This window comes from Ferruginibacter lapsinanis (assembly GCF_020783315.1).
Classification (GTDB): Bacteria; Bacteroidota; Bacteroidia; order Chitinophagales; family Chitinophagaceae; genus Ferruginibacter; species Ferruginibacter lapsinanis.
In genome coordinates this window covers 2,532,652-2,556,938 of the sequence record NZ_CP086063.1, presented here as the reverse complement: position 1 = coordinate 2,556,938, position 24,287 = coordinate 2,532,652, and the positions used below count along the sequence as shown (strand labels likewise).

Genomic DNA, 24,287 nt, shown 5'->3' with positions numbered 1-24,287 from the left:
TATCTAATTCATTTTAATATATGAAGCGTTCTGTAAAAATTTTATGGAGAGTCTTTTTCGGTGGACTCCTTTTTGTTGTCTTATTATTTATCTGTGCAAATTTTGGTTTATTTGGCAAAATGCCTTCCTTGCAGGAATTAGAAAACCCTGAAGCTGATCTTGCCAGTGAAATATACAGTGCTGATGGTAAGCTTATGGGTAAATATTACTCAGAGAACAGAAGTGAAGTAAAGTATCATGAAATCTCTCCTAATATCATCCATGCATTGATAGCAACAGAAGATGAACGTTTTTATGACCACTCCGGTATTGATGCAAAAGCAATAGCAAGAGTTGTACTTAAATTAGGTACCGATGGTGGAGGTAGCCCTATTACTCAGCAGCTTGCTAAAATGATGTTGGGCCAGGGACATAAAAATATAATTACCAGGGTACTGGAAAAGATAAAAGAATGGATCATTGCTGTAAAACTGGAAAGAAATTTTACTAAAGAAGAGATCATCACTCTTTATCTTAACAGAGCCCCGTGGGGAAACAACTATGGTATACGTAATGCATCAAAAACTTATTTTCAAAAAGAGCCTGCAGAATTAGACATACAGGAGTCCGCAATATTGGTAGGCATGTTAAAAGGATTTATTTATGATCCTGTCAGACATCCTGTTGCCGGCCTCAACCGTCGTAATACAGTGTATGGCAGAATGGTGGATTGCAAACAACATTATCTTACAGAGGCGCAGGCCGCTGCTTTAAAAGCCAAACCGCTTTCAACCAATTATAAAAAACCTGATGAAAATCTTGGGATCGCTCCTTATTTCAGAGCAGTACTTTCTGATAGATTAAAAGTATGGTGTAAAAGTCATAAAAATTTAAAAACCGGCGAGAACTACGATTTATACAGAGATGGATTAAAGATCTATACCACTATTAATTCAACCATGCAGCAATATGCTGAAGAAGCAGTAGAACAACACATGCCTGTAATTCAAAAAAAGTTGGATTGGTTGATAAAAGCAAACGGCGGCAAAGTTTGGAAGGGCCGTGAATCCATTATAGAAAGTGCAATAAGATCCTCTGAAAGATGGCGCAGCATGAAAGAAGATGAAGTAAAAGATGAAGATATCAGAAGATCATTTGACAAGCCGGTAAAAATGAAAATATTTGCCTGGAATAAGGCAAGAGAAACTGATACTGTTATGACTCCATACGACTCTATCAAGTATCATAAGCAACTGATGCAAACATCTTTTGCAGCTATGGATCCGATAACTGGTGAAGTAAAAAGCTGGGTAGGCGGAATTGATTTTAAATGGTTTAAATATGATCACGTAACAGCATTAAGACAAGTAGGTTCTACATTTAAACCACTGTTATATACACTTGCAGTACAAGATGCCGGCTACACTCCTCAAACATCTATTGCCGGTGGTACTATTTGTTTAGGAGGAAAATGTATTACAGGTGGAGCAGGTACAATGGCTTACTGTTTAGCTCATTCAAAAAATGCTGCTGCTTATCGTTTGATCTCTATCATTGGTGTAAGCAAATTGGTAGAATTTGCTCATAACTGTGGCATCACTGTTAAGATACCCCCTTACCCTTCGATTGCGTTAGGATCTGCAGAAATACCAATGCTTGAAATGCTTAGAGCGTACACTATGTTCCCTAGTAAAGGATATAATATTGAGCCCATATTTGTTAATCGTATAGAAGACAAGAACGGTAATTTGTTAGAAGAATTCAGATCTGAAACAAAACAGGTGATCAGTGAAGGTGATGCATTTACCATGGTAAAATTGATGCAGGGGGTAGTGCAGTTTGGTACAGGAAGATCATTGAACAATTATGGAATTGAAGTAGAAAAGGCTGGAAAGACCGGGACTACAAATGATAATACAGATGGTTGGTTCATTGGCTACACTCCGGAATTATTAGCCGGTACATGGGTTGGTTGCGATGATCCTTTTATCAGGATCTATGCAGGTACCAGTGGTGGTAATGAAATGGCATTGCCAAAGTGGGGCTATTTTATGAAAAAAGTGTATGACAACAAAAGACTCCCTTATGGCAAGATCACGAAATTTGAAGCACCAGCAGAAATGAGTAAAGACCCGATCTATGCTGATCAGAATTTTGCCAATATTGTAAATCAAAGTGATGGAAATATGGCGCCAGATGATATGGGCAACGGTAATGCGGACGACTTTATAGTTGATCCTGCTCCGGATAATTCAGACATCAGTAAACCATTGATTCCTGTCGACAGCAACTCAAAACCTGCGGCTACATTGCCCAAAAAAACTGAGGTCAAAAGTGAAGCATCTACTCCACCTAAAGCGGAAGATAAAAACAAAAAGCCTGTTAAGTCAGAAAAGCCAAAATTAAATGACTACAAATAACTGTTAATGCTGTTTTCACAGCCTTAACAGATAGTTTATTAACCTACGGGAACGTTTACGTAAACAATCTGTTAAAAGCAAAATAATATCAAATCAGTTGCCTAATTTTATACTGTAAAAAAAATAAATATAGCCACATGAAAAAATTAATTATTACGTGTTTGTTCATGAGTGCATTTGCTTTTGTATCATTTGCACAAAACAATCCTCCAAAAACCAAAGAACAAAAAGCCGCAGAGAAAGCTAAAAAAGAAGCTGATCTGGTTGCTGCTTTCACAGAGTTAGGCTTACCTGCTGACCAGCAGACATTAGTAAGAATGACTTTAACAGATGCTGAACAAAAAGGAAAAGATATAAAAAATGACGACGCTTTAACTGAAGCAGAAAAAGCAGCAAAGAAAGACGAAGTTAACAGTGCTAAAAATGAAAAGCTAAAACAGATCATGGGAGCTGAAAAGTTCAAACAATGGAGTGCTATTCGTAAAAAACAAAAAGAAGCAACTCAACCACCTCCACCTCCAGCACCAAATAAATAATAAAATTATTTTACATAATTAAAAAAGGTCAACTATTTAAGTTGACCTTTTTTAATACAAGTAGTAATTATTTACCCAGTAAATAACTTATATAGAACAAAAAGTTACGGCTCTTAATAAAAGACCCTGTAGTAATTCTATCTTTTGGGATCAGATTAGTTGTACCTATATTATATTGAAGTCCCATATTTGCTTTCTTTATTCTTAAACCACTTTTTAATATGAAGCCAGCATCTATAGATTTTCTATTATCAGCACTTCCGTTTCCAAAACTCATTGTTTTATAATTATCTATCGATGAATTTCTGAATTTACCCGAAGTAGCAATATTCACAAAGGGGCCTGCACCAAAAAATAGCCCTATTGATTCGCCATTATTACCTAAGAATAAGCAAACCGGTAGTCCCAAGGATAAATAATTCACCTTCACCCTACCCCCTCCTGTGTTTTCGTAGCCTGTATGCAAATAAGATAAATTGGGATTAAGTGACAGGTTAACGTCTTGTCCCTTCTTCAGGGTAAGAAATGTTTCGGCTCCAATACCTAATGCAATTGTACTGTTGCCTTTACCTCCATTAGTTTTCACATTACTGATACCCAAATCGCCCCGCAAGTAAATAGGATATTTAGCATGTTGTGCTTGTGCAGCCAGACCAATCAATACAAAAAAAGACAGATAAATTTTTTTCATGGTTTTATTTTTTTTCAAAGTTGAAAAATAAAACCATATTGCACTATACCCAACAAAGGGTATTTATAAAGAGATCATTGATCAACGATCTTTCCATCTTCCATCTTAATAGTTCGTTGTGTTCTTTCTGCAAAACTTTGATCATGTGTAACGATCAACAAAGTTTGATTATACTCTTCTGCTAATTGTTTAAAGATATCAAAAACAATATCACTATTTTTTTTATCGAGATTGCCGGTTGGTTCATCTCCCATAATAATATGTGGATCATTGATCAATGCACGTGCAATGGCAACTCTTTGCTTTTCTCCTCCTGAAACCATATTGGCATTTTTTAATGCCAGGTGATCGATCTCCAGCATCTTCAATTTTTCCATTGCCCTGCTCTCAATTTCTGCTTCTGAATATTTATTCAACTTCAATCCCGGAAGCATTACATTTCTTAATACATTAAATTCATTCAGTAAATAATGGAATTGAAATACAAATCCGATCTTCTCATTTCTAACCCTTGCCAACTCCGCTTCTTTTTTATTTGCCATAGAGATATTATCAATCAATAATTCTCCTTCATAATCTGTATCCATGGTAGATAAAATATAGAGCAGTGTGGACTTCCCACAACCTGATTTTCCTGTAACTGAAACAAACTCTCCTTTATTAATCGAGAAAGTAATACCTGTTAATACCTGTACCGTCACAGGATCATGAAAATATTTATTGATATGTCTTGCCTCAAGAATTAATTCACTCATAATTATTTACCTCTTATTATGACAACCGGATCAACTTTACTTGCCTTACGTGCCGGAAACCAGCCTGCCAGATAAGTGGTGATCAATGAAAAAATAATACCAATTCCATAATATACCGGATTGTAATTGATCGGATATGTTTTTACAGTGGGTAGTGCCGCAGTATTAAATGGTATCTGATCAATTATGGACGATAATGTAAAACCAAATAGCAACCCAAACAAACCTCCAAAAAAACCAATGCTTAACGCTATCCCTAAAAAGATCTTCATCACATCTCTGCCGGAGAAACCCGTAGCTTTCAGAATAGCGATCGAATCCATTTTTTCGTAGATCATCATGTTGAGTATATTGTAAATACCAAAGCCTGCAACAATCAATAAAGTGATACCTACAGCATAAGAAATTAAAGAACGAATAGAGCTCCCCGTTTCAAATTGGGAGTTGGCAGTTTGTATATCTTCCGCATCTGCTTCAAACAATTGCCGGTATTCTGTGGCTACAGCAGGGGCTTTTTTTATGTCTTTCATTTTTACCTGTATATCTGTAATATAATCAGCCGGCTTACTCAGCAGCTTCTGCACAGTACTTACTGTAGCATAACTTTGCACTTTATCAAAATCAGCTATACCAGATTGGAAATACCCCACCACCTTCAATTGAAAGCGTTCACCCTTAGCCGTTGTAACCTGCACCACATCACCAATCTCTGCCAATAACTTTTCTGCTAACCCTTTACCTAATACAATACTGTTAGGAACTTTATTGATATCCAGTCCGGAGCCGGAAGTAATATAATCACCAAAATGGAATAACCTGCTTTCTTCCAGTACATCGATACCATTTATAACACCGGTAATATCAACATTACCATCATTAAAAAAAACCTGGGCAGTAAGTTTCGGCGAAAACCCTAATACTCTTTCATCGTTTTTTAACGCTTTCATGATTGCTCCACTATTGTATATCTGCTGACGACTAGTGGATGATTTTACTGAGCGGATAAAATTGTAATACCCCGTATAGTTCTTGGATATGTTTACCGGTTGATTTTTATTAGGTTTTATATCATTGAATAAACGGACATGAGGAGTGCGATTTAAGATTAATCCATCCAGCAAATTATTAAGGCCCGTCATAAAACTAAGCAGTGTTATAAACATGGTAATACTAAATGTAACCCCTATAGCTGCTACCAGCGTTTGTTTCCAACGTGCCAGCAACAACGACATTGCGATGCTGATAAGAAGTTTAGTTCTCATTACAGTGGTTTAATTATTACATCTTTACTAGTTAGCCCACTAAGTATTTCTATTTTCTGATAATCCTTTAATCCCGTCGTAACTTTTCTTTTTTCTTTTGTAGATAGCATTACATAGGTATCATCTATCAGATAATTTCTCGGAATGGTCAATGCTTTTTCTTTGACATTGATGATTATATTGGCCTCGGTTGTAAGGTTAGGATATAATGCCGGAGGTGGCGTAATAAAAGCAGCATCAATTGTAAAAGACTTTGTCTGTGCATTCATCGCAGGATTTATCTTTTCTACAACAGCTTCAAATACCTGTCCCTTATAGCTATCCATACTCAACAGGATTTTTTGGCCGATCTTAATTCTTGCAATATCATATTCGTCTACTTGCAATTCCACAATAAATCCATTAGCATCTCCAATCAATGCAACAGGAGTTTGCGTATTCACCATCTCTCCTTTTTCTTTTAACACATCATATACTTTGCCAGAGACTTCACTTTTGATCGTATAATCCCCAGTGGTGGTATTCGATATCTCTAATCTTTTTTGTGATTGTTTAGACTGAAAATTTAATTGTTGTTGAAGGTCATTATAGCGAAGCTTCGCTGCATTATACGCATTAACAGAATTTGTGTGCATCAATTCACGCTGATCCAGCTCATTACGGGTGCCGATACCCTGATTCCATAGGTTGCGTTGTTTTTCTAATAAAGAAGCATCATTCTCCATTTTGGCCTTTGCATTGGCAATATCAATTTTTAATGCATTTAATTTATCAGCATTAGCCGCTACACTGGAATAATCTGCAGCTATTTTAGCATTCTCACTATTGAGTCTTGCTGTTATATCAGACAATCGCATGATGGCATCACCTTTCTTTATCAGATCTCCTTCGGTAACGAGTATATCTTTAACCAGCCCGCCTACTGCAGAAAAAACCTGGTATTGATTTTTGCTTTTTATTATTCCCGATGCATATACAGATTCAGTGATCTTTTCTTCGATGGGATTTGTTTTTTCCTGCTTACTCTTACAGGAGACGAGTAGTATCAATGCAATGAAAGAAGTGAATAGTTTCATAATTAGCTAAAATGACTAGATTATACAGTAAAGCTAATGCTAATATAATAACAGCTGAGTGATTATTCTCATAATCAAATGTGATTTATATGAGTAATAGAAATTTTGTGATCGCACGTTACAAACAGGCATATAAAATCATTCCCCAATCAGATCCCTAATCACAACTGAAGCAGCGACCGCACCAAATACTGCAGGCAGATACGATATTGTTCCATAAGCCGATTTTTTAAAATTACTGCCATCAGTTAGTATCAAACTTTCCTTCATCGGTTCTTCAGGTGAAAAAACCACTTTAATGCCTTTCCGAATATTGTGTTGTCGTTTCAACACTTTTCTTATTTGTTGAGCAAAAGGACAGTTATATGTTTTCGAAATATCCACTACCTGTAATTTAGTAGGATCTAACTTTGCCCCGGCCCCCATACTGCTTACAATATTCCAACCTTTTTCATAAGCCATTTTTATAAAGGTGATTTTTGGTGTAATACTGTCAATTGCATCTATCAGATAATCGGGCTGAATAGTAAATTGCGCTGCCACCATTTCAGGATTAATAAATGTTTTGATTACTTCGACCTCAAGCTCGGGATTTATAGCTAATAATCTCTCAGCCATTATATCGGCTTTATACTGCCCATGATTGGTTGACAATGCAGGCAATTGCCTATTACGATTAGTTGGATCCACCACATCGCCATCAATAATTGTCATTTTTCCTATGCCACTCCGGGCAATAAATTCTGCGGCATAAGAGCCTACTCCACCAAGCCCCACTATCATTACATGACTGTTTGCCAGCTTATGTAAAGCATTTTCACCAATAAGAAGTTCTGTACGGGATAACCAAGAAAAATCAGTTGTCATAATTTAAAATAGATCGTCACCAAAAACTTTGGCAACATTTTTTTGAATTTGCAAACTAAGTGAAAAAGTATCAATTTTTAAAGCAGTGGCTGCTATTGAATAAACCACATCTATACCTGAATCAAAATCATCCGTTTCAAAAAAAACCTGTTGTAGTGGAAGTGATACCAGAAGCTCCTGCACTCTTGTTTGCATCAGCGCTTTACCAAAAGACAAATAGTACCCTTTATCAATAAGCTTTTCAGCTAGTTCTTTATTTTTATTAAATCCATGAAAAATAACCGGCACATGATTATTATTCTGTTGTAAAAGTTCAAGCACTTCATCGTAGGCTCTTACACAATGAATAATTATAGGTTTGTTGATCTTATTTGCAAGCAATATTTGTGCTGTAAATACTTTTTTTTGAAACAAAAAATCAGTACTACATATTTTATCTAATCCACATTCGCCTATAGCTAAAACAGATTTTTGACTACTCCATTTTATCAACGACGTAATTTCCTTATCAAAGGTATCTTTCTGCAAATACCAAGGATGCAGCCCTATAGAAAAGTATCCCTCAGTAGCCACAAAAGCAAAATTATTGTGCAAATTCTTTATTGTCCATTCATCTGAAACAGAAGAATGATGTGAGTGTATATTGATCAGCAATATGACATAATTTATATGAATCGTAAAAGTGAGAAAAATAAATGAATTAAGAACAAGAGAAAAAAAATAGCAATATAAAAGCTTCAAAAGCGCTGATACAGCTATATTTTCATCAAAATGCAACACATAAAAAACTAACAAAAATCATATTTTTCTTCCTTGTATTCCATAAAAAATCACCTTAACTTCATAAGGCAAAAGCACTTCCGCATACGTTGTATTGAGAATACTTTTACTACTCAGTAATCCAATACCTGACAGTTTTAATTGAAGACCGATCAATTAATTCCTCTTCCTCACAAAGGCCATACACCTTTTAAAACTAATTATCATGAAAACGTTTATACACTCAACTTTTATGTTGATCTTTCTTGCATTGGCTCTATTTCCATGCAAGGCTCAAAATAACGACTTACCCAACCCTAATAAGAATATCAAAGTTATGCCGGCGGGCTCTTTCATCATTCCAATGGACAAAACATATCAGGCAAACCCGGGATACTTTAATTTAAAGGCTTACGGACTATTGGTAAATTTGCAAAATGGAGGGATTAGGTTACGCTGGATCATTGACTCAGGAAAGGTTAAAGACGGCGTTGATTTTTCTGTACTTGCAGAAAGGGTTGCGCCTTCTTTTGTTATTGCCGGTAGTGTAGCAAAAGATTTTAAAGCAGGCCCTTTCGTTATCTTCCCTCCTGACACAGCTTTAGCCAGAGTTTTCATTAATGTATTCAATAACTCAATGTCGGCAAGCAACAAAGTAAATGTTTACAGAACGATCAATCCTGTTAACGTTAATGTGCGGTATGACCTGTTTGGTGTTAAACCCAAAGCCGCAATTTTAGATGATGGAGGAAATGGAAAACTTCAGCTTGCTTACATGGTTACAGCTTCTATCCCATCAACAAATTATGCTGTGCTTGATTCTGCCGTTAACTTATACAACGGTTGTTATACATTTGCCTCTGAACCACACAATGATGGCACAAATGGCTATCCGATCGGCAGAATTGTTGATTCTCTGACAGACTTTGTTCAACGTGGAGGAAATTTTTTAGCACAATGCCATGCAGTGGATACTTATGAAGATTCCCGTCAGGTACAATCTTCCGGAGGTATTACAAAGAATACAATTGGTATTCCGGACAATGCCGTAAATTATGCCAACCCTGATCTTTCTTATGCACAATTTGATGGTATTTTTATCCCTAATCAAACAGGATATCTTCAAACCTGGCAACGTCTTCCGGGCAGTAATGCCATTAATAATTTTTATCCGATCATTGTAGGCAATACTCCTGCAACAGACTCTATATTTGGCGCAACTGTAACTAAACACAAAACAGGTAAGGGAGGATTAATATTTTATCTCGGCAATCACACATTTAGCGGCACTAAAGATGAAGACATAAATGGTCAGAGAATGTATCTGAATGCATTTATGACACCGGCAGCATATGGCAACTGTCCGTTGTATCCATGTGTTGGAGAAGAATGTGGGCCGTTACCTGTAAAACTTGAATTCTTTAATGTAAAAAAATTAAGTAATCAACAGGCTCAATTGAACTGGAGCACAAGCACTGAATTAAATTCAAAAGAATTTGTTATTGAAAGATCTTTGGATGGGGTCAGTTTTACCGACATGGCAAGAGTGCCGGCAAAAGGAATAAGTGCAGCTACAACAACTTATTCATATAAGGACATAACTCCTGTAAAAGGATATAATTACTATCGTTTAAGAGAAGTAAGCACAGATAACAGAACTAATAATTCAGAAATTGTTGCAGTGTATTTTACTGAAAAAAATACAGGATTGGATGTATTTCCTACCCCTGCCCGTCAATCCATTACGATTGAAATACTCAATGTGCCTGACAACAATCAAACAATTAGTATATACAGCTTAACTGGAAAAGTGATTGTTAGTAATATTAAAGTTGTAACAAATTCTACAACATTTGATGTAAGTAATTTTTCTCCCGGCACTTATATTATTAAAACTGTTGATAGAAATGGTAAAGTGCTTCAATCTAAATTTACAGTGATAAAAAAATAACCGCAGAAATGTTCTATCAGACAAGTACCACATTATTGAAATGTGGTACTTTTTTTACACTGATAAATCTGTATTAAAACATTACACTTATGTGATGTTCATTATTATTATCAACAAGGACAATATGATCCAGTTGCTCTACTTCATCCAGAAAAAGTTTTATCACTTCACTGCCCATTTGATTATATGTTATATGATAGAGCGTATCCTGATAACGATAATCTATTTTCAGCGACTTCCATTCAACAGGAACACAAGGTGTAAACATTAATTTATTACCGATCTTTTTAAGACCGATAAATGACTCTATAATAAATTGATACATCCAACCTGCCGAGCCTGTATACCATGTCCAACCCCCACGGCCAAGATGTAATGATTGAGCATAAATATCTGCCGACATGACATATGGCTCTACTTTATACACCGCTATTTTCTGTGCATCATCGCCATGATTTACAGGATTGATCATTTGCAATAATTGCCACGCCTTTTTTTTATCCCCTAACTCTGCAAATGCCATCGCCAACCATATAGCCGCATGTGTATACTGTCCGCCATTCTCTCTTACTCCTGGCACATACCCCTTTATATAACCAGGGTTCATAGATGATTGATCAAAGGGAGGATCAAACAGTTGTACAATATTCTCTTCTTCACGAACCAAATATTTATTTGCAGATGCCATCGCTATTGTTGTGTGTTGAATGTCTGCGCCTTTAGATAATACAGACCAACTCTGTGCTATTGAATCAATCTTACATTCATCATTCATTGCTGATCCCAATGGAGAACCATTATCAAAATAAGCTCTTCTATACCATTCCCCATCCCAGGCATTTTTACTTATATTGTTATACAACTGATCTGCATGTAGTTTACATTTATCTACAAAAAGAAGGTCATTTTTGATTTGCGCCACTTCGCTAAAACGATTTAAGATATCATACAGAAAAAAAGCCAGCCAGACACTTTCCCCCTTTCCATGATTGCCCACCTTATCCATCCCGTCATTCCAATCTCCCGAACCAATAAATGGTAATCCATGTTCACCGAAATTCAATCCACGTTCGATGGCCTTTACACAATGTTGATACAAACTTGCAATATTATCTGATTGTAAAGGAAGATCATAATAAGATTCTTCTGCAACATTAAGCCCTCTTCCTTCAATAAAATGTATCTGTTCATCAAGAACAGTTATATCGCCTGTAATTTTAAGGTATCGGGATGTTACAAATGGCAGCCACAGATAATCATCTGAACAAGTAGTACGAACCCCTCTTCCCATTGGCGGATGCCACCAATGTTGCACATCCCCTTCCTTAAATTGTCGTGATGCACATAATAAAATTTGTGAACGTGCCAATAGTGGTTGTGTATGTAACAATGACAATACATCTTGCAGCTGATCTCTGAATCCATAAGCGCCTCCGGATTGATAGAATCCACTTCTGGCCCATATCCTGGAAGCAATCGTTTGATAATTAAGCCAACCATTAGTGATAATATTGATTGCTGCATCAGGGGTCTCTATCTGTACGGCCCCAACCGTTTTCCTCCAATAATTTCTTACTTTTTCTAAGGCCGTATTTGCCGCTGCACCACCCTTAAATTGACGAGCCATAATACTTGCATCATCTGCATCTCTACCTACGCCAAGCCTAAAGATCACTTCTCTCTCTTCATTTTCTGTAAGATTGAACTGCACCTGTATGGCACCGCAAGGATCGATTGCTGCTCCTTTTTTTCCAGACAAACGAGTTCTGATCATGGCATCAGGATTATTGATCGTTTTATTACGACCGATAAATTCTGCACGATCGGTCGTATAAGTTTTTACCGTATCATCCACATCAAAAAATGCAACCCGATTTTCAAGTTCTGCATTGTATGCATTTTTTGCAAAGATCGCTCCACTGTCTACATCAATTCCTGTTACGATATGCATAGTAGTTTTTCTTCGCATATCACCTAAAACCCATTCAACATACCCAGTTGCAGATAAAAATCTTTTTCTATCAGAATTATTTTTTACTCTCAGTCGAATAAATTTAATGCTGGCTTCAATATCGACATAAACGCACATTTCAGAATAGACCCCATCTTCACTATGTTCAAAAATACTATAACCAAACCCATGCCTGGTTATGTAAGGGGATTTCCCCCTGCTGGGCAATGAGGTTGGCGACCAATATTTTCCACTTTCTTCATCTCTTAAATAAAACGCTTCTCCTTTCAGGTCACCTACTGCATCATTATTCCATGGAGTGAGTCTTAATTCATGCGCATTTTCAACCCATGTATATGATTGTCCATTTTCAGAGATAATACTACCAAAGTGTTTATTAGCCAACACATTTACCCATGGAGCCGGAGTCTGTTGCAATGATGTGGTAGTGATCACATACTCAGAACCGTCTTTGGAAAACCCTCCTGTACCATTGAAAAACTGCAAGTCTGTTTTAGGTTCAACAGATGTAAAAACTTCTGCATAATTATTAGCCGGATTAAAATAAGGAATAGCTCCTTTCAGTTTTGTTCGACTATTCATTTGCTCTTCCAGAGAACCAAGCGTATCTGATATCACAATATGTGATACCGTTTGAAATAAAATACGATCCTCATTGGATATCTGATCAGCAGACCTTATGAAAATCCCACCAGGCTGTTCTTTAATGTCGGCGCCAAAACCGGGAGCTACAAATCCCAGAATTTGATTTTGCAATACCTGACGATATCCTCCCCTGTCTTCATTCCAAATTACCAGATCTACCATCAAACCTTTTAGTCGCCAGTAAGTATGAGCCTGCACCATTTGTTTTACAAGATCAACATTAGCAGCATCTTCTATCTGTACCAATACTATTGGCAGATCGCCGGAAACAGAATACCCCCATAAGCCAGATTGCGTTCTGTGATTTTTTATAATAACTGCCGGATCGGCTCGTAATAATGAATTAGAAAAGACAATAGAACTTGCTAAACGACAATATAATTGTGCGTCAGATTCCATTGCATTAATTTGCCGCAGAATGACCTGGCTATGTGTCCATGCCAGTTCCAATACTCGGTTTGTGAGATTCTGATCCTGGTATTTTTCTATTAACCCATTACATATCTCTTTATTTTCTGCTATGCCATTTATCAGATCGATCGTGGTCACTTCATATGGTTCCAGAACAATTTTGTAGCGTATAGAAATGATAGGATCTAACACAGCTCCTTCAGTATTTGACAACGCTCCATTCTTTTTCATTGCTGCCGGTTCATTTATCGTATTTCCACGACCAATAAACTTAGCCCGGTCTGTTTCGTAAGAAACCTGCTGCACTTCTGCATCATGTACTTTCATCAAATGAAACATGTATGGCATGTGCTCTTCATCTGAACGAGGTCTTCTAGTACAAACGATCGCATGCCGCTGCTGATTAATTTCTGTTTGAACAAAAAGATTACTGAATGCCGGATGTATCTCATCTGCAACAGCAGAAGTTAATACAACCTCTGCGTAGCTGGTGATCTCAATATTTCGTCTTTTACGTGACCGATTGGTAATATGTATGCGTCGTAATTCAATATCATCTTCAGGCGACACAACAATCTCTGTATGTGTTTCTAATGACATATCCCGACGACGAAACTCTGCTCTTCCCTGAGAAAAAACAGCTTCATAATTTTCTCCGGCTGTTAAAGTTGGTTGAAAAGCAGTAGACCAAACTGAATCATTATCAAGATCATGTATAAAACAAAATGCCCCCCAGTTGTCACAGGTCGTATCTTCACGCCAACGTGTAATCGCAATATCTTTCCAACGACTATATCCTCCCCCTGCATTGGTTACAACAGTATGGTACCTGCCATTTGACAACAATTGTACTTCAGGAATAACTGTATCTGGTGTATTGATAACACGGATAGGGACTTCATCAGTAGATGGTAGACCTCCTGTATCTGCGATATGAACACTCGGTGAATAGAATGTTGAAATTCTCGGAACCCTTTCCTGCAACAACAACAATGTTGCTTTAAACCTTATCTCAGACTCGAATAATTTTTGTAATGGTTGATCAAGTAAAACAAAAGCCAATGACAAAAGACTCATCCCTTGGTGATGCGCCATAAAAGATTTTATCACTGCTCCAGACTTACCTCTTGGCAATCGGGATGCAGTGTAGTCGATTGCTTCATAAAAACCAAACCTACCCTCTAATCCAGCTTCTTTCAATTTCTCGAAATTTTGATAACTACTTTTAACATCTATCATCAACGACATTATAGAAGAATATGGTGAAACCACAAGATCTTCTCCCAATCCACGTTTAAACCCTAGGCCTGGAACTCCGAATGCACGATATTGATAATTAAGATTAGCATCTACTAAATTATAGCCCGACTCAGAAATACCCCATGGCACTCCGTGCTTTTCTCCATATTCAATTTGCTTTTGTATGATCGCCTTATTGGTTTCTTCAAGCAGAGTATTTTCATAAGCAGGCATGATCAATGAAGGCATCAGATATTCGAACATAGAACCACTCCATGAAAGCAAGACTCCTTTTACTCCAAGGTTTGTGATTTGTCGTCCTAATGCAAACCAGCTATCCTGTGGTAATTTACCTTGTGCTATCCCTACAAAAGTTGACAACCTTGCCTCTGACGCAAGAAGATCATAAAATCCATGATCTCGTTTATGTTCATCAATATTAAATCCTATTGACAATAAATGCTGTGTTCTATCGTATAGAAAATCAAATTCCATATCTGAAAGAACTTCGCAATCTTCTATCAGATCTTCTATAATCCCCATCAGGTTTTTCGCCTGATCAATTGATGCTATATATCCTGCCTTGATTATACCAAGCCACTCATTTTCTTCTTTGGTATTATCTTGTAAATAATAACTATCGATTAGTAATAATGTATTCGTTTCAGATCTTACAAGATCCTGTAATGTTATATTGTGAGACAATGCGGCAATGATCTTGTTAAACGCTGGCCCCGGAGCTGGAAATGCAAGCCAGGGAGCAAATGCATTAAGATCGTAACTTATATCTTTTAATTGTTTTAGTATACACTGCCCCCACCAATGAGAATTATTCGCAGGGTCATCAGCTGATGTATTCAGGATTTTTTCAAAAGAAACTGTTGCTGTATCAACATATTTTTTAATGTCAGCAATATTTGTAAAACCTGTTTTACAAATATTTATTAGTTCATTCTCATATTGTTTGAGAGAAGCATTGTCAGTAATTTTTTCCCGATAAACGCTCACGCTATCTAATAAGCCATCAAATAATTTTTCAGAAAAAATCGCATTTTCAGGTAGTGCAATAAGCCCTTGTTTCAATACCATTAAATATCCCGCCAAATTTCCGCTATCAACTGTAGAAATATATCTTGGATTTAATGGCTGCAATGTTTCCGTGTCATACCAATTATATAAGTGGCCTTTATAACGCTCCATCTTTAGCATGGTAGCGATCGTATTGTTTGTAAGATGAATGAAATCCTGTATAGTAACATATCCGAATTTAAATGCAGAAAGATTGGATAGCAAAAGCAGACCAATATTAGTAGGTGATGTACGATGAGCAATTCTTCCTACTGGCTCTTCCTGGTAATTATCAGGTGGCAACCAATTGTCTTTTTCTCCAACAAAATTTTGAAAAAAGCCCCATATTCTTCTTGCTAATTTTCGTAGCTGTTTTTTTTGCTCTATAGTCAGTTCGGCTTTATGTTTTACAAGTGGTGTACTTATTTTCCATGAAACAAAAGGTGATAAAGCCCAAAGTATCAAAATTGGCATTACAACAAAAAGTACCTCTGTAGAAAAAAGCATTAAATAAGTAAATAGCACGATTGATAAGAAAACAGGGAACCACATTATCTTATATGTCTCAGGAATATTTTGATTATTATTTCTCAGTGCGTTACCGGAAGGATTCCATTCAAGCATTTTCTTTTGTGTAACAGACATACGCCAGTTGGTTCGGATGATCGCATCTAGATTAAAATATACTTCAAAAGGCAAACAAATAAATTCGAATACATGCTGAAAAAAATGATTCCCGGCTGATTTAAATGAAAATAAGATATGTGGCCAAAAAAGGACATCTCCCGGTTTTTTGATCAGTTCACTACACAAACTGACCAGCGATGGTAATACCATGATACTCACAACAGACAAAGTCCAGAAGAAAGGATCAGCAGATATAAGCCAGCCAAAAAACAACAATAGTAATAATGATAGAGGGACTAAACTACGACGTATGTTGTCAAATATTTTCCAGCGTGATAATAACGAAAGCGGATTTTTTTGATAAAAATATTTTTTTGCAGTGGGTACATAAGCATGAAACCAACTTGCTATTTGCCAATCGCCTCTTATCCAGCGATGTCGGCGTTTCATATCAACAAGATACCGGGAAGGATACTCTTCATAAAGTTGTACATCACTGATCAATCCCGAACGAACATGACAACCTTCTAAAAGATCATGGCTTAGTATACGATTTTCGGGAAACCTCGTGCCTAAAATCTTTTCAAATATATCCACGTCATAAATCCCCTTACCAATGAATGACCCCTCACCAAAAAGATCCTGATAAATATCTGACACAGCTTTAGTATAAGGATCTAATCCTGTTTCATTCTGATATAACCTTGCGTATATTGAGCTATTGATCGCATGTAAACTATCAGAAACTTTAGGCTGAAGAATAGCATACCCTTCAATAACAGTTTGCGAATCTTCAGAAAATACCGCCTGATTAAATGGATGAGCAATCGTACCAATCATTTTCCATGCGGCATCTCTGGGTAATTGAGTGTCTGCATCAAGTGTGATCACGTATTTGACATAAGGAAATATTGTTTCGTCACCAACTACGACAGAAAATCTATCGTGACATTTACCACGTAATAAAGAATTAAGCTCTGCCAGCTTACCTCGTTTTCGCTCATACCCCATCCATACTTTCTCGCTTGCATTCCATCGGCGTGGTCTATGGAAAAGGAAAAACAGATCATTATTATTACTACCGTATTTTTTATTTAATTCAATGATCCTCTCTGTTGCCAACTTTACAAATGCTGCATCTTCCGGCAGTACCTCAGATGCTGCATCTTTAAAATCTGTTAATAAACCAAAATGCAAATTTTTATTTCTATTAGCAAGAAAACGTATCTCAAGCCCTTCAATCAATTCTTCAATTTCAGATATATGATTTAATATAACGGGGATTACAACAAGTGTACGATATTGTTCCGGGATTCCCCTGGAGAAATCCATTCGTGGCAATAAAACAGGTGGTACAAACATCGTTATAAAACGATTCAATAATGATATTACCAGTTGACTGATCGCTATTACTGAAGTAACCCCTAATACTGCTAACAGTATCCAATTGCCCAGTCCTTCTGCATAAGCCTTAGCTATCAAAAGCCCACTTATTATAAAAGAAAAAAGAATGATTGTTCCTGCATAAAAAGTAAGCGGTCGTTTGTTGAAAGCTTTTCGGAAATACTCTATTATTGACCCTTTGAATTTCACCATCTTTTCGAGAAGAAGTAAGCCTTTCCCAATAAGATAATATCCAACATGTGCTGTACGATCATTTGCTTTACCATGTTGTGCATTTGCCTGCGTCAGTTGAATTACGGTTAAAGCAACTGCTTCTTCAGACATATCAGTACCTCTGGCAATTTTTTCAATTACATGACGATAGTTATCACGAGTGTAAAAATCCATATTACCATAAACACCATTATTGTCTTGCCGCAATATTTGCTCTATGGCACTGGTATTTTCAACGAACTCCCGCCAATCGTTAGCACCTAAAAAACGAAGACTATTAATACTATTACTGATCGAGACCTGATCTGCTGCCTGCTTCTGATTTTCCTGATGAATCAATTCACTGCTCGTGGTTGCATTTTCTGATAATCGTTGTTCAATCCAACTCAGTGGCAACATCAACAACGTCCCTTTTTCCTGCAATCTTTTAGTTAGTTCGGCAACGAAAGAACTAACAATAGGAGGATCTGATCTTACCATATCTGCAATGATCAAAACCAGATTTTTTGAATCAACCTCTGCTATCTCTGTCATTTTATCTGCCCAGGAAGATGCCAGATCTTTATTTCGAATATCGATAGCTATCTGTATAGCAAGACGTCTCAAATTTTCTAATAATGCCAGACGTAACATAATAGGAATTGCCCACAGCTCTCCCAGCTTTAAAGTAACTTCCGTTTGATAAGCCTTTATAAAACTTAGTAAGCTTTTTAAATCGATCCTTCCATCTGTATGGGAAATAATTTCCACAGCCACATCATAAACACGGGGCAGGTTGGCTGATTGCCCTTTTGAAAGCCTGGGCAAAACCTTACTGTATCCTTTTGGCAAATGTTTCTCAGCTGTGTATATCTGTTCTTCTATGAGATAGAAATTATCTAACAACCATTCTCCCGCAGGCACGATTCTTTTATTCTCCTTAACTGATTCTGTAAGGAGCTGATGTACTTCAAGTAATACCTTTTCATTCTCAGATAATCTTTTCAATAAGCTCTCAGAAGTGCGCTCATAAACAGCTGTATGAGTTTTCGCAAGTACCTTGGCATAGTTTTCAAGCTGTTCTTCCGAAAACAACTCTTCTCTCAAGGGAGGCCTTTCATTTGCATACCGATCATTCCAGTTATTCCCCAGAAATGGAAGCTTGAAATCTTTCTTAAGTTTTGCAATTGCCTGAGAAAGCTTTTCAAATATATTTTTTTTCTCCTTTTTTCTTTGGTATCCCATCTATGGCTACATTATTTTGAACTATAAGTACAAAAACAGTTCCGCATTTTCAAAATGCTTCCACCCGTAAAATTTTTATATCCTTGTGATTAGAAAGAATAAAAAACACAGAAAATATATTTTTTAAAATGTTATTTACAATATTAATTATCTCAGTTTACTATACTTTTCTATCCGAGCCAACAACCATTGTAAAAGCAAAAACGTCAACACCCCAAAACAATACCCTGCTATTACATCACTGGCATAATGTACTCCCAGGTATACCCTACTCAATCCAATGATCAATATCAACACAACCAATAATATAATCAGTACCCACTTCAATTTTTTATTAGCGACTTCATGATTGATCAAACAAATAAGAAAACCAAAAAACACGAGTCCCATAAATGCATGACCGCTGGGGAAACTTAACCCTTGTACCTGATGCAGGAGTGGAATAAGCGGACGAGGTCGTTTAAAGAAATATTTCAGACCAAACATTATACACAAACTGCCGACTGCAATTACTAATGCTTTTATAAAAATCCATTTATTCTTATCAAAGAAAAAAGACCGAGCAAACAATAATAACCAGGCAGGAATAAGGAATTTATGAGAGCCCAAAAGAGTAGCCCCCTCCATAATAATGGTATTTCTACCTGTTCTATATGGAGCCAAAAGTTCAAAAACCCGATGATCGATTGTCTCTTCTTTATAGTAAAATATTTGTCTGATCAAAACGATCAATAAACACAAAGAAATAAATATTGCTACCGAAGTAATAAAAAGTTGCAGAGAAAAAACAGCCGCTGTTTTTTGCAGTTCCTTATCTCTATTTATCTCCATCTCAAATTTTTAGAGAAAATAATTCAATACCACTCGCCTTCCCTTTAAGATCTATAATTCCAAGACTCTCCCCCTGCCACTCTTTAAGATCACTCGAATCCACAAAGTCTTTAGACATAATGAATTTCTGATTAAGTTCATTACAGGCACTCCGTATCCTTGCAGCCGTATTCATCGTATCTCCACTCATTGCCAGATCCCTCTTTATAACCCCTATTTCCCCAACGGTAACATCGCCTACATGAATCCCAACCCTGAATTCAGGAATAATGTCATAACTTCTTCGGAATTGGGCGCCATTCCGTTGAAGATTTTTACGAGCTTCAATGATCGCATTCATACACTTCACCGTATTTTTTTTTTCAAAAAGCCACGACACTACAACCTCATCTCCTACATACTGATATATCCTTCCGTCATGTTCTATCAATGCCATCGAAACATGAAAAATAAAATCACGAATGAATTTAAAATTCTCTACATGTCCCAATTTCTCTGCTATAGGAGTAGAATCTTTAAGATCGATAAACATGATAATACGTTTCTCTATTTTTGGCTGTATGTATTTGCCTATGATAATATCTATAAACACCCCTGGAGAATACTTTTCATTGATCTCAATATATAATTGAGTTATTGTAAAAAGAATAAGCCAATAAAGTATATGCTGGATAAGAAGTCTTGTTTGAAGCATTTCATAAAAAAAAGAGATAATAGCTTCTACAGTATCTTTTCGAATAATAAAAACAGTATCGATAAAGTGTATAAGAAAATTCATTGCGAAAGCAGCAGCCAACAAGATGATACTCTTAAAAATAAAATTAACAACGAGTGATTTTTTACGAAATACATTTTTTAGTGTAAATACAAACAAATATCCCATTACGCAGCTCATCATGAAAACGGCTATCTCTCTTAACAAAAAAGATTTGAATGGATCAGTGTCATATTCATTTTTAACTAATATCGTTACAACAATATCAATCAACGTCCAAAATACAGCAATGTATAAAATTGAACGCATTCGATATTTACCTACGACCGAGAATACTGAATATGATGAGGATAAAGATTTCATGCTTTGATTTTCAGATATTCGTAGATTCCTTTCTGTGCATTTATTTTATTATGACTAATGTCAATAATTGGTATAGACGTATAGTCCGACAAAAGCTCTACCGACTTAGAGTTATCTGACCACTGCATGTCAAAATAATCCAATAACTCTTTTTTGCAACTACTATCTTTTACTGGCACACACACTTCAATCCTGTGATGCAGATTTCTTATCATCAGATCTGCCGACCCCATAAAGACCGTTGCTTCTTCATCTGTACCAAAAATAAATAGACGACTATGCTCCAGAAAACGATCAACGATTCGACGCACTTTTATATTTGTACTTAAATTATCTACCCCGGGAACTATACAACAAACACTTCTTACTATAAGCTCAATCTTAACGCCAAACTCACTTGCTTTATATAATAAACTAATCACATGCGGTTCTTCCAGATTATTTACTTTTATTCTTATTCTCGCCGGCTCCCCCCTTTTTGCTTTTTTAATCTCTCTGCCAATATATTTACTCAAGTCTTCTACCATATTAAACTGCGATACCAGCAACTCTCTAAATTTTATTTTGATATCTCCAATCGCTTTGTATCCTTTTTCCAAAAAAACAAATAGCAATTTGATCTCATTAATAATGATCTTATCTGCTGTCATCAATACATGATCGGTATAGAACTTCGCCGTTACTTCATTAAAATTCCCTGTACTAACAATAGCATAACACACTTCTCTACCCCCAACCATTTTTTTTATAAGTGCTGTTTTTGAATGCACTTTTATTTGTGGCATACTATACACTAACCTTACACCTGCTTCTTTCATAACTCTACTCCATTTAATATTATTGGCCTCATCAAACCTGGCTTTCAATTCAATAAAAACAACCACATTCTTACCATTCTTTGCAGCGCTGATCAAGGCATTGACTATATGAGACGCTGACGCTAATCTGTATAGTGTGACATAGATATCAGTAACATCTGCATCAACCGCAGCCTGATTAAAAAAAGATAATACAGAATTGTATGACTGATATGGCAAATGAAGCAGTATATCTTTACTATGAAGTACACGGAATATATCCGCAGTGTCAGTAACATCAGATGGTGAAAGCGGAGTGAATGCTTCAAAATGTAATTTTTTATCATACGAAGGAAAAGAAGAAAGATCGCTTAGATGATGATACCTTCCTCCTTCGAACATATCTTCATACTTTACAGAGAATGCCGCTGCTAAAAACAATTGCAAATTACGAGGCATTGTATTTTCATATAGAAACCGTGAAGGCAATCCTACTTCTCTTTTTTTTAATTGCTTTTCAATTTTGTTAAGAAGATTACCACTATATTCTTCCTGCAGGTCTAATTCTGCATCTCTGTTAAACTTAATGCTATATACACTTTGAATTTTGTGTTTAGGGAAAACAATAAAAAGATTTGCTCTTACGATATCGTCTATAAAAACTGTATACGCTTCGTCATCTATTTTTGTTAATAAAAAAAATCTTTTTAATTTATCAGAAGGAATATTCACGATCGCATGTTTGAGTGCATCCTCCTTAAGTTCTTTTAATATAACGATGAAATAAAGCTGATTATTCTCGGGCAAAAATGTATCAGTCCCATTACCTTCCAACAATACCGGCTGGATAAATGACAGGATATTGGATAGAAATATTTCTTTCATTTCAGTCACATGCTCAGATCTTATTAAAGAATTATAATAAAAAACTATCCCATTATTTTTTAATTCAGGAATGATCTCTTTTGTAAGAACTGCACCAAAATACTTGAGTTGCCCATTTATCTCATGTTGTATTTTTTCTGAAATATTATCAGACACTTCAATACCGGCTTTTTTCTTTATCTTTTCTTTTAGTCTTGACAATGCAACGATAGACGGGTATCTTACCCTAAAAAACTCGTCCAGATTACTGGAGAATATAGAAAGATATTTTATTCTTTCATACAGCGGCACAGACTTATCCCCAGCCTCTTTTAACACGCTGTAGTTAAATCCTAACCAACTCAGATCCCTATTGTGTAGCATATAAATATATTAAAAAGGAGAACCCGTGGCTGTAGTGATTGCGGCAGAACCCGTTGAATGAAAAAAGAAATAGGCTATTCCAAATGCTAAAACTGAAACAATTATCCCCACCATGAAAATATTATACGCAAGCCGGATCTGTTTATACTTTCTGCCCAAAACTGTCCCCAATGTATATATGTCTTTTATTAATGATCCATACAGATAATCTGTATCCTTCATCATCTCCCTCATCGCTACATCATACTCTTCGTAAGATGTCTTATAAAAATTCCCAAAAAACAACAGATTGGTTTTCTTATCCAATATGTCTTGTCTTGTGAAGACACCTCCGCTCACTTTTGGTCGAGTAGCAATAATAGAAATAACAATAGTTGTTACCGCCACAAGCAGAAAAATAACTGTAGGTATGACTAAATAAGGAACCTCCTCTAATTTCCGTAACAACACACTTAAAATAACTGATATAATTATCGCATTTACCGAAATAAGAATATTTGCCTTACTATCAGCCATATCACTCAAACGAAGATGATTTCCTGAAGTCATACGTAGCATAGTCTGAATACCTTTTGACATCATACCTGTCTTATCTTCTTCCATAACAGTTAGGCTCAAAGCTTCATCTACTTCATTGGTGTCTTTTAATTTTTTATTTAACTTTTTCATATTTTTTCGTTTTCCGGAATTCAGGAGATCTTTACAGTATTTCGTATAAAACCGGTGTTCTCCCAGTAATCCCAATGTTTTAACTATCCATTCATTTTCTGTTACCACTGTTCCTTGATGATTATACTCGTCAAAAACCATTTTATTGGTAACTTTAAACTCTTTTGTTCCGAAATGATAGGTATCTGCATCTCCAATTATCTCCTGCAATAACCCTTCGTGATTACTATGCGAACGAGTAGCCATGATACAACCTTCTATCGTATGAATTAATTTTTGATCCTGTGAAAATTCTTTCATGAAATCTTTCATCAACTCCACTCCTTTTTCTTCATGATGTTCTGCTTCAGTAAATAAATATCCAGTATCATGAAACCATGCTGCTACATAAACAGCAAGCATATCATTTTCACTTATATAATAATGACCTGCTATTTCTTTAACCCTCTCAACCACTGTCCTGGTGTGTTCCAAATTGTGAAAAACCAATCCAGGTTTGTGATTCTCATTAAACAGATTTACAACATGATCTTCTGTCTTTTTGTAAAAATTATTTGAATGCATA

At 36.1% G+C, this 24,287-nt stretch carries 14 protein-coding genes; 3 read left to right on the top strand and 11 right to left on the bottom strand.

Features of this window, described 5'->3' with window-relative positions:
- Nucleotides 1–20: 20 nt before the first annotated feature.
- Both LK994_RS10765 and LK994_RS10760 read left to right on the top strand, forming a co-directional pair.
- On the top strand, nucleotides 21–2,399 hold the full coding sequence (locus LK994_RS10765) for a penicillin-binding protein 1A (protein WP_229760084.1): 2,379 nt from the start codon (nucleotides 21–23) through the stop codon (nucleotides 2,397–2,399).
- 137 nt (nucleotides 2,400–2,536) lie between these two features.
- Complete coding sequence (locus LK994_RS10760) at nucleotides 2,537–2,935, top strand: hypothetical protein (RefSeq protein ID WP_229760083.1); 399 nt, start codon at nucleotides 2,537–2,539, stop codon at nucleotides 2,933–2,935.
- 67 nt (nucleotides 2,936–3,002) lie between these two features.
- On the opposite strand, the gene LK994_RS10755 is transcribed toward LK994_RS10760, so the two are convergent.
- The 6 genes from LK994_RS10755 to LK994_RS10730 all read right to left on the bottom strand — a co-directional run bounded on the left by LK994_RS10755 (nucleotide 3,003) and on the right by LK994_RS10730 (nucleotide 8,240).
- A complete protein-coding gene (locus LK994_RS10755; RefSeq protein ID WP_229760082.1) occupies nucleotides 3,003–3,626 on the bottom strand; it encodes an outer membrane beta-barrel protein in 624 nt (207 codons plus the stop codon).
- 74 nt (nucleotides 3,627–3,700) lie between these two features.
- Nucleotides 3,701–4,381, bottom strand: coding sequence for an ABC transporter ATP-binding protein (locus tag LK994_RS10750; RefSeq protein WP_229760081.1), 681 nt, complete (start codon nucleotides 4,379–4,381; stop codon nucleotides 3,701–3,703).
- Between the two features lie 2 nt (nucleotides 4,382–4,383).
- Nucleotides 4,384–5,643, bottom strand: coding sequence for an ABC transporter permease (locus LK994_RS10745; RefSeq protein ID WP_229760080.1), 1,260 nt, complete (start codon nucleotides 5,641–5,643; stop codon nucleotides 4,384–4,386).
- Entirely contained in the window at nucleotides 5,643–6,719 is a 1,077-nt protein-coding gene (locus LK994_RS10740; RefSeq protein WP_229760079.1) for an efflux RND transporter periplasmic adaptor subunit, read from the bottom strand. The genes LK994_RS10745 and LK994_RS10740 overlap by 1 nt, the downstream gene beginning before the upstream one ends.
- A 138-nt stretch (nucleotides 6,720–6,857) precedes the next feature.
- Complete coding sequence (locus tag LK994_RS10735; RefSeq protein WP_229760078.1) at nucleotides 6,858–7,586, bottom strand: tRNA threonylcarbamoyladenosine dehydratase; 729 nt, start codon at nucleotides 7,584–7,586, stop codon at nucleotides 6,858–6,860.
- Nucleotides 7,587–7,589: 3 nt separating this feature from the next.
- Nucleotides 7,590–8,240, bottom strand: a complete 651-nt coding sequence (locus tag LK994_RS10730; RefSeq protein WP_229760077.1) for a TatD family hydrolase — start codon at nucleotides 8,238–8,240, stop codon at nucleotides 7,590–7,592.
- A gap of 331 nt (nucleotides 8,241–8,571) precedes the next feature.
- On the opposite strand from LK994_RS10730, the gene LK994_RS10725 reads away from it, so the two are divergent.
- Nucleotides 8,572–10,296 carry a T9SS type A sorting domain-containing protein gene (locus LK994_RS10725; RefSeq protein WP_229760076.1) on the top strand — a complete coding sequence of 575 codons (1,725 nt, stop codon included), beginning with the start codon at nucleotides 8,572–8,574 and terminating at the stop codon, nucleotides 10,294–10,296.
- 73 nt (nucleotides 10,297–10,369) lie between these two features.
- Here the strand turns inward: LK994_RS10725 and LK994_RS10720 are convergent, their stop codons facing one another.
- From LK994_RS10720 to LK994_RS10700, 5 genes are all read right to left on the bottom strand, one after another.
- Nucleotides 10,370–19,099, bottom strand: coding sequence for a glycoside hydrolase family 94 protein (locus LK994_RS10720; protein ID WP_229760075.1), 8,730 nt, complete (start codon nucleotides 19,097–19,099; stop codon nucleotides 10,370–10,372).
- 147 nt (nucleotides 19,100–19,246) lie between these two features.
- Nucleotides 19,247–19,930 (bottom strand): phosphatase PAP2 family protein, encoded by a 684-nt coding sequence (locus LK994_RS10715; protein WP_229760074.1) that lies wholly within the window; start codon nucleotides 19,928–19,930, stop codon nucleotides 19,247–19,249.
- Nucleotide 19,931: 1 nt separating this feature from the next.
- Nucleotides 19,932–21,008, bottom strand: a complete 1,077-nt coding sequence (locus LK994_RS10710) for an adenylate/guanylate cyclase domain-containing protein (protein WP_229760073.1) — start codon at nucleotides 21,006–21,008, stop codon at nucleotides 19,932–19,934.
- A complete protein-coding gene (gene ppk1, locus LK994_RS10705) occupies nucleotides 21,005–23,053 on the bottom strand; it encodes a polyphosphate kinase 1 (protein WP_229760072.1) in 2,049 nt (682 codons plus the stop codon). Before ppk1 ends, LK994_RS10710 begins: the two co-directional genes overlap by 4 nt.
- 9 nt (nucleotides 23,054–23,062) lie before the next feature.
- Complete coding sequence (locus LK994_RS10700) at nucleotides 23,063–24,286, bottom strand: Pycsar system effector family protein (protein ID WP_229760071.1); 1,224 nt, start codon at nucleotides 24,284–24,286, stop codon at nucleotides 23,063–23,065.
- Nucleotide 24,287: the final 1 nt, after the last annotated feature.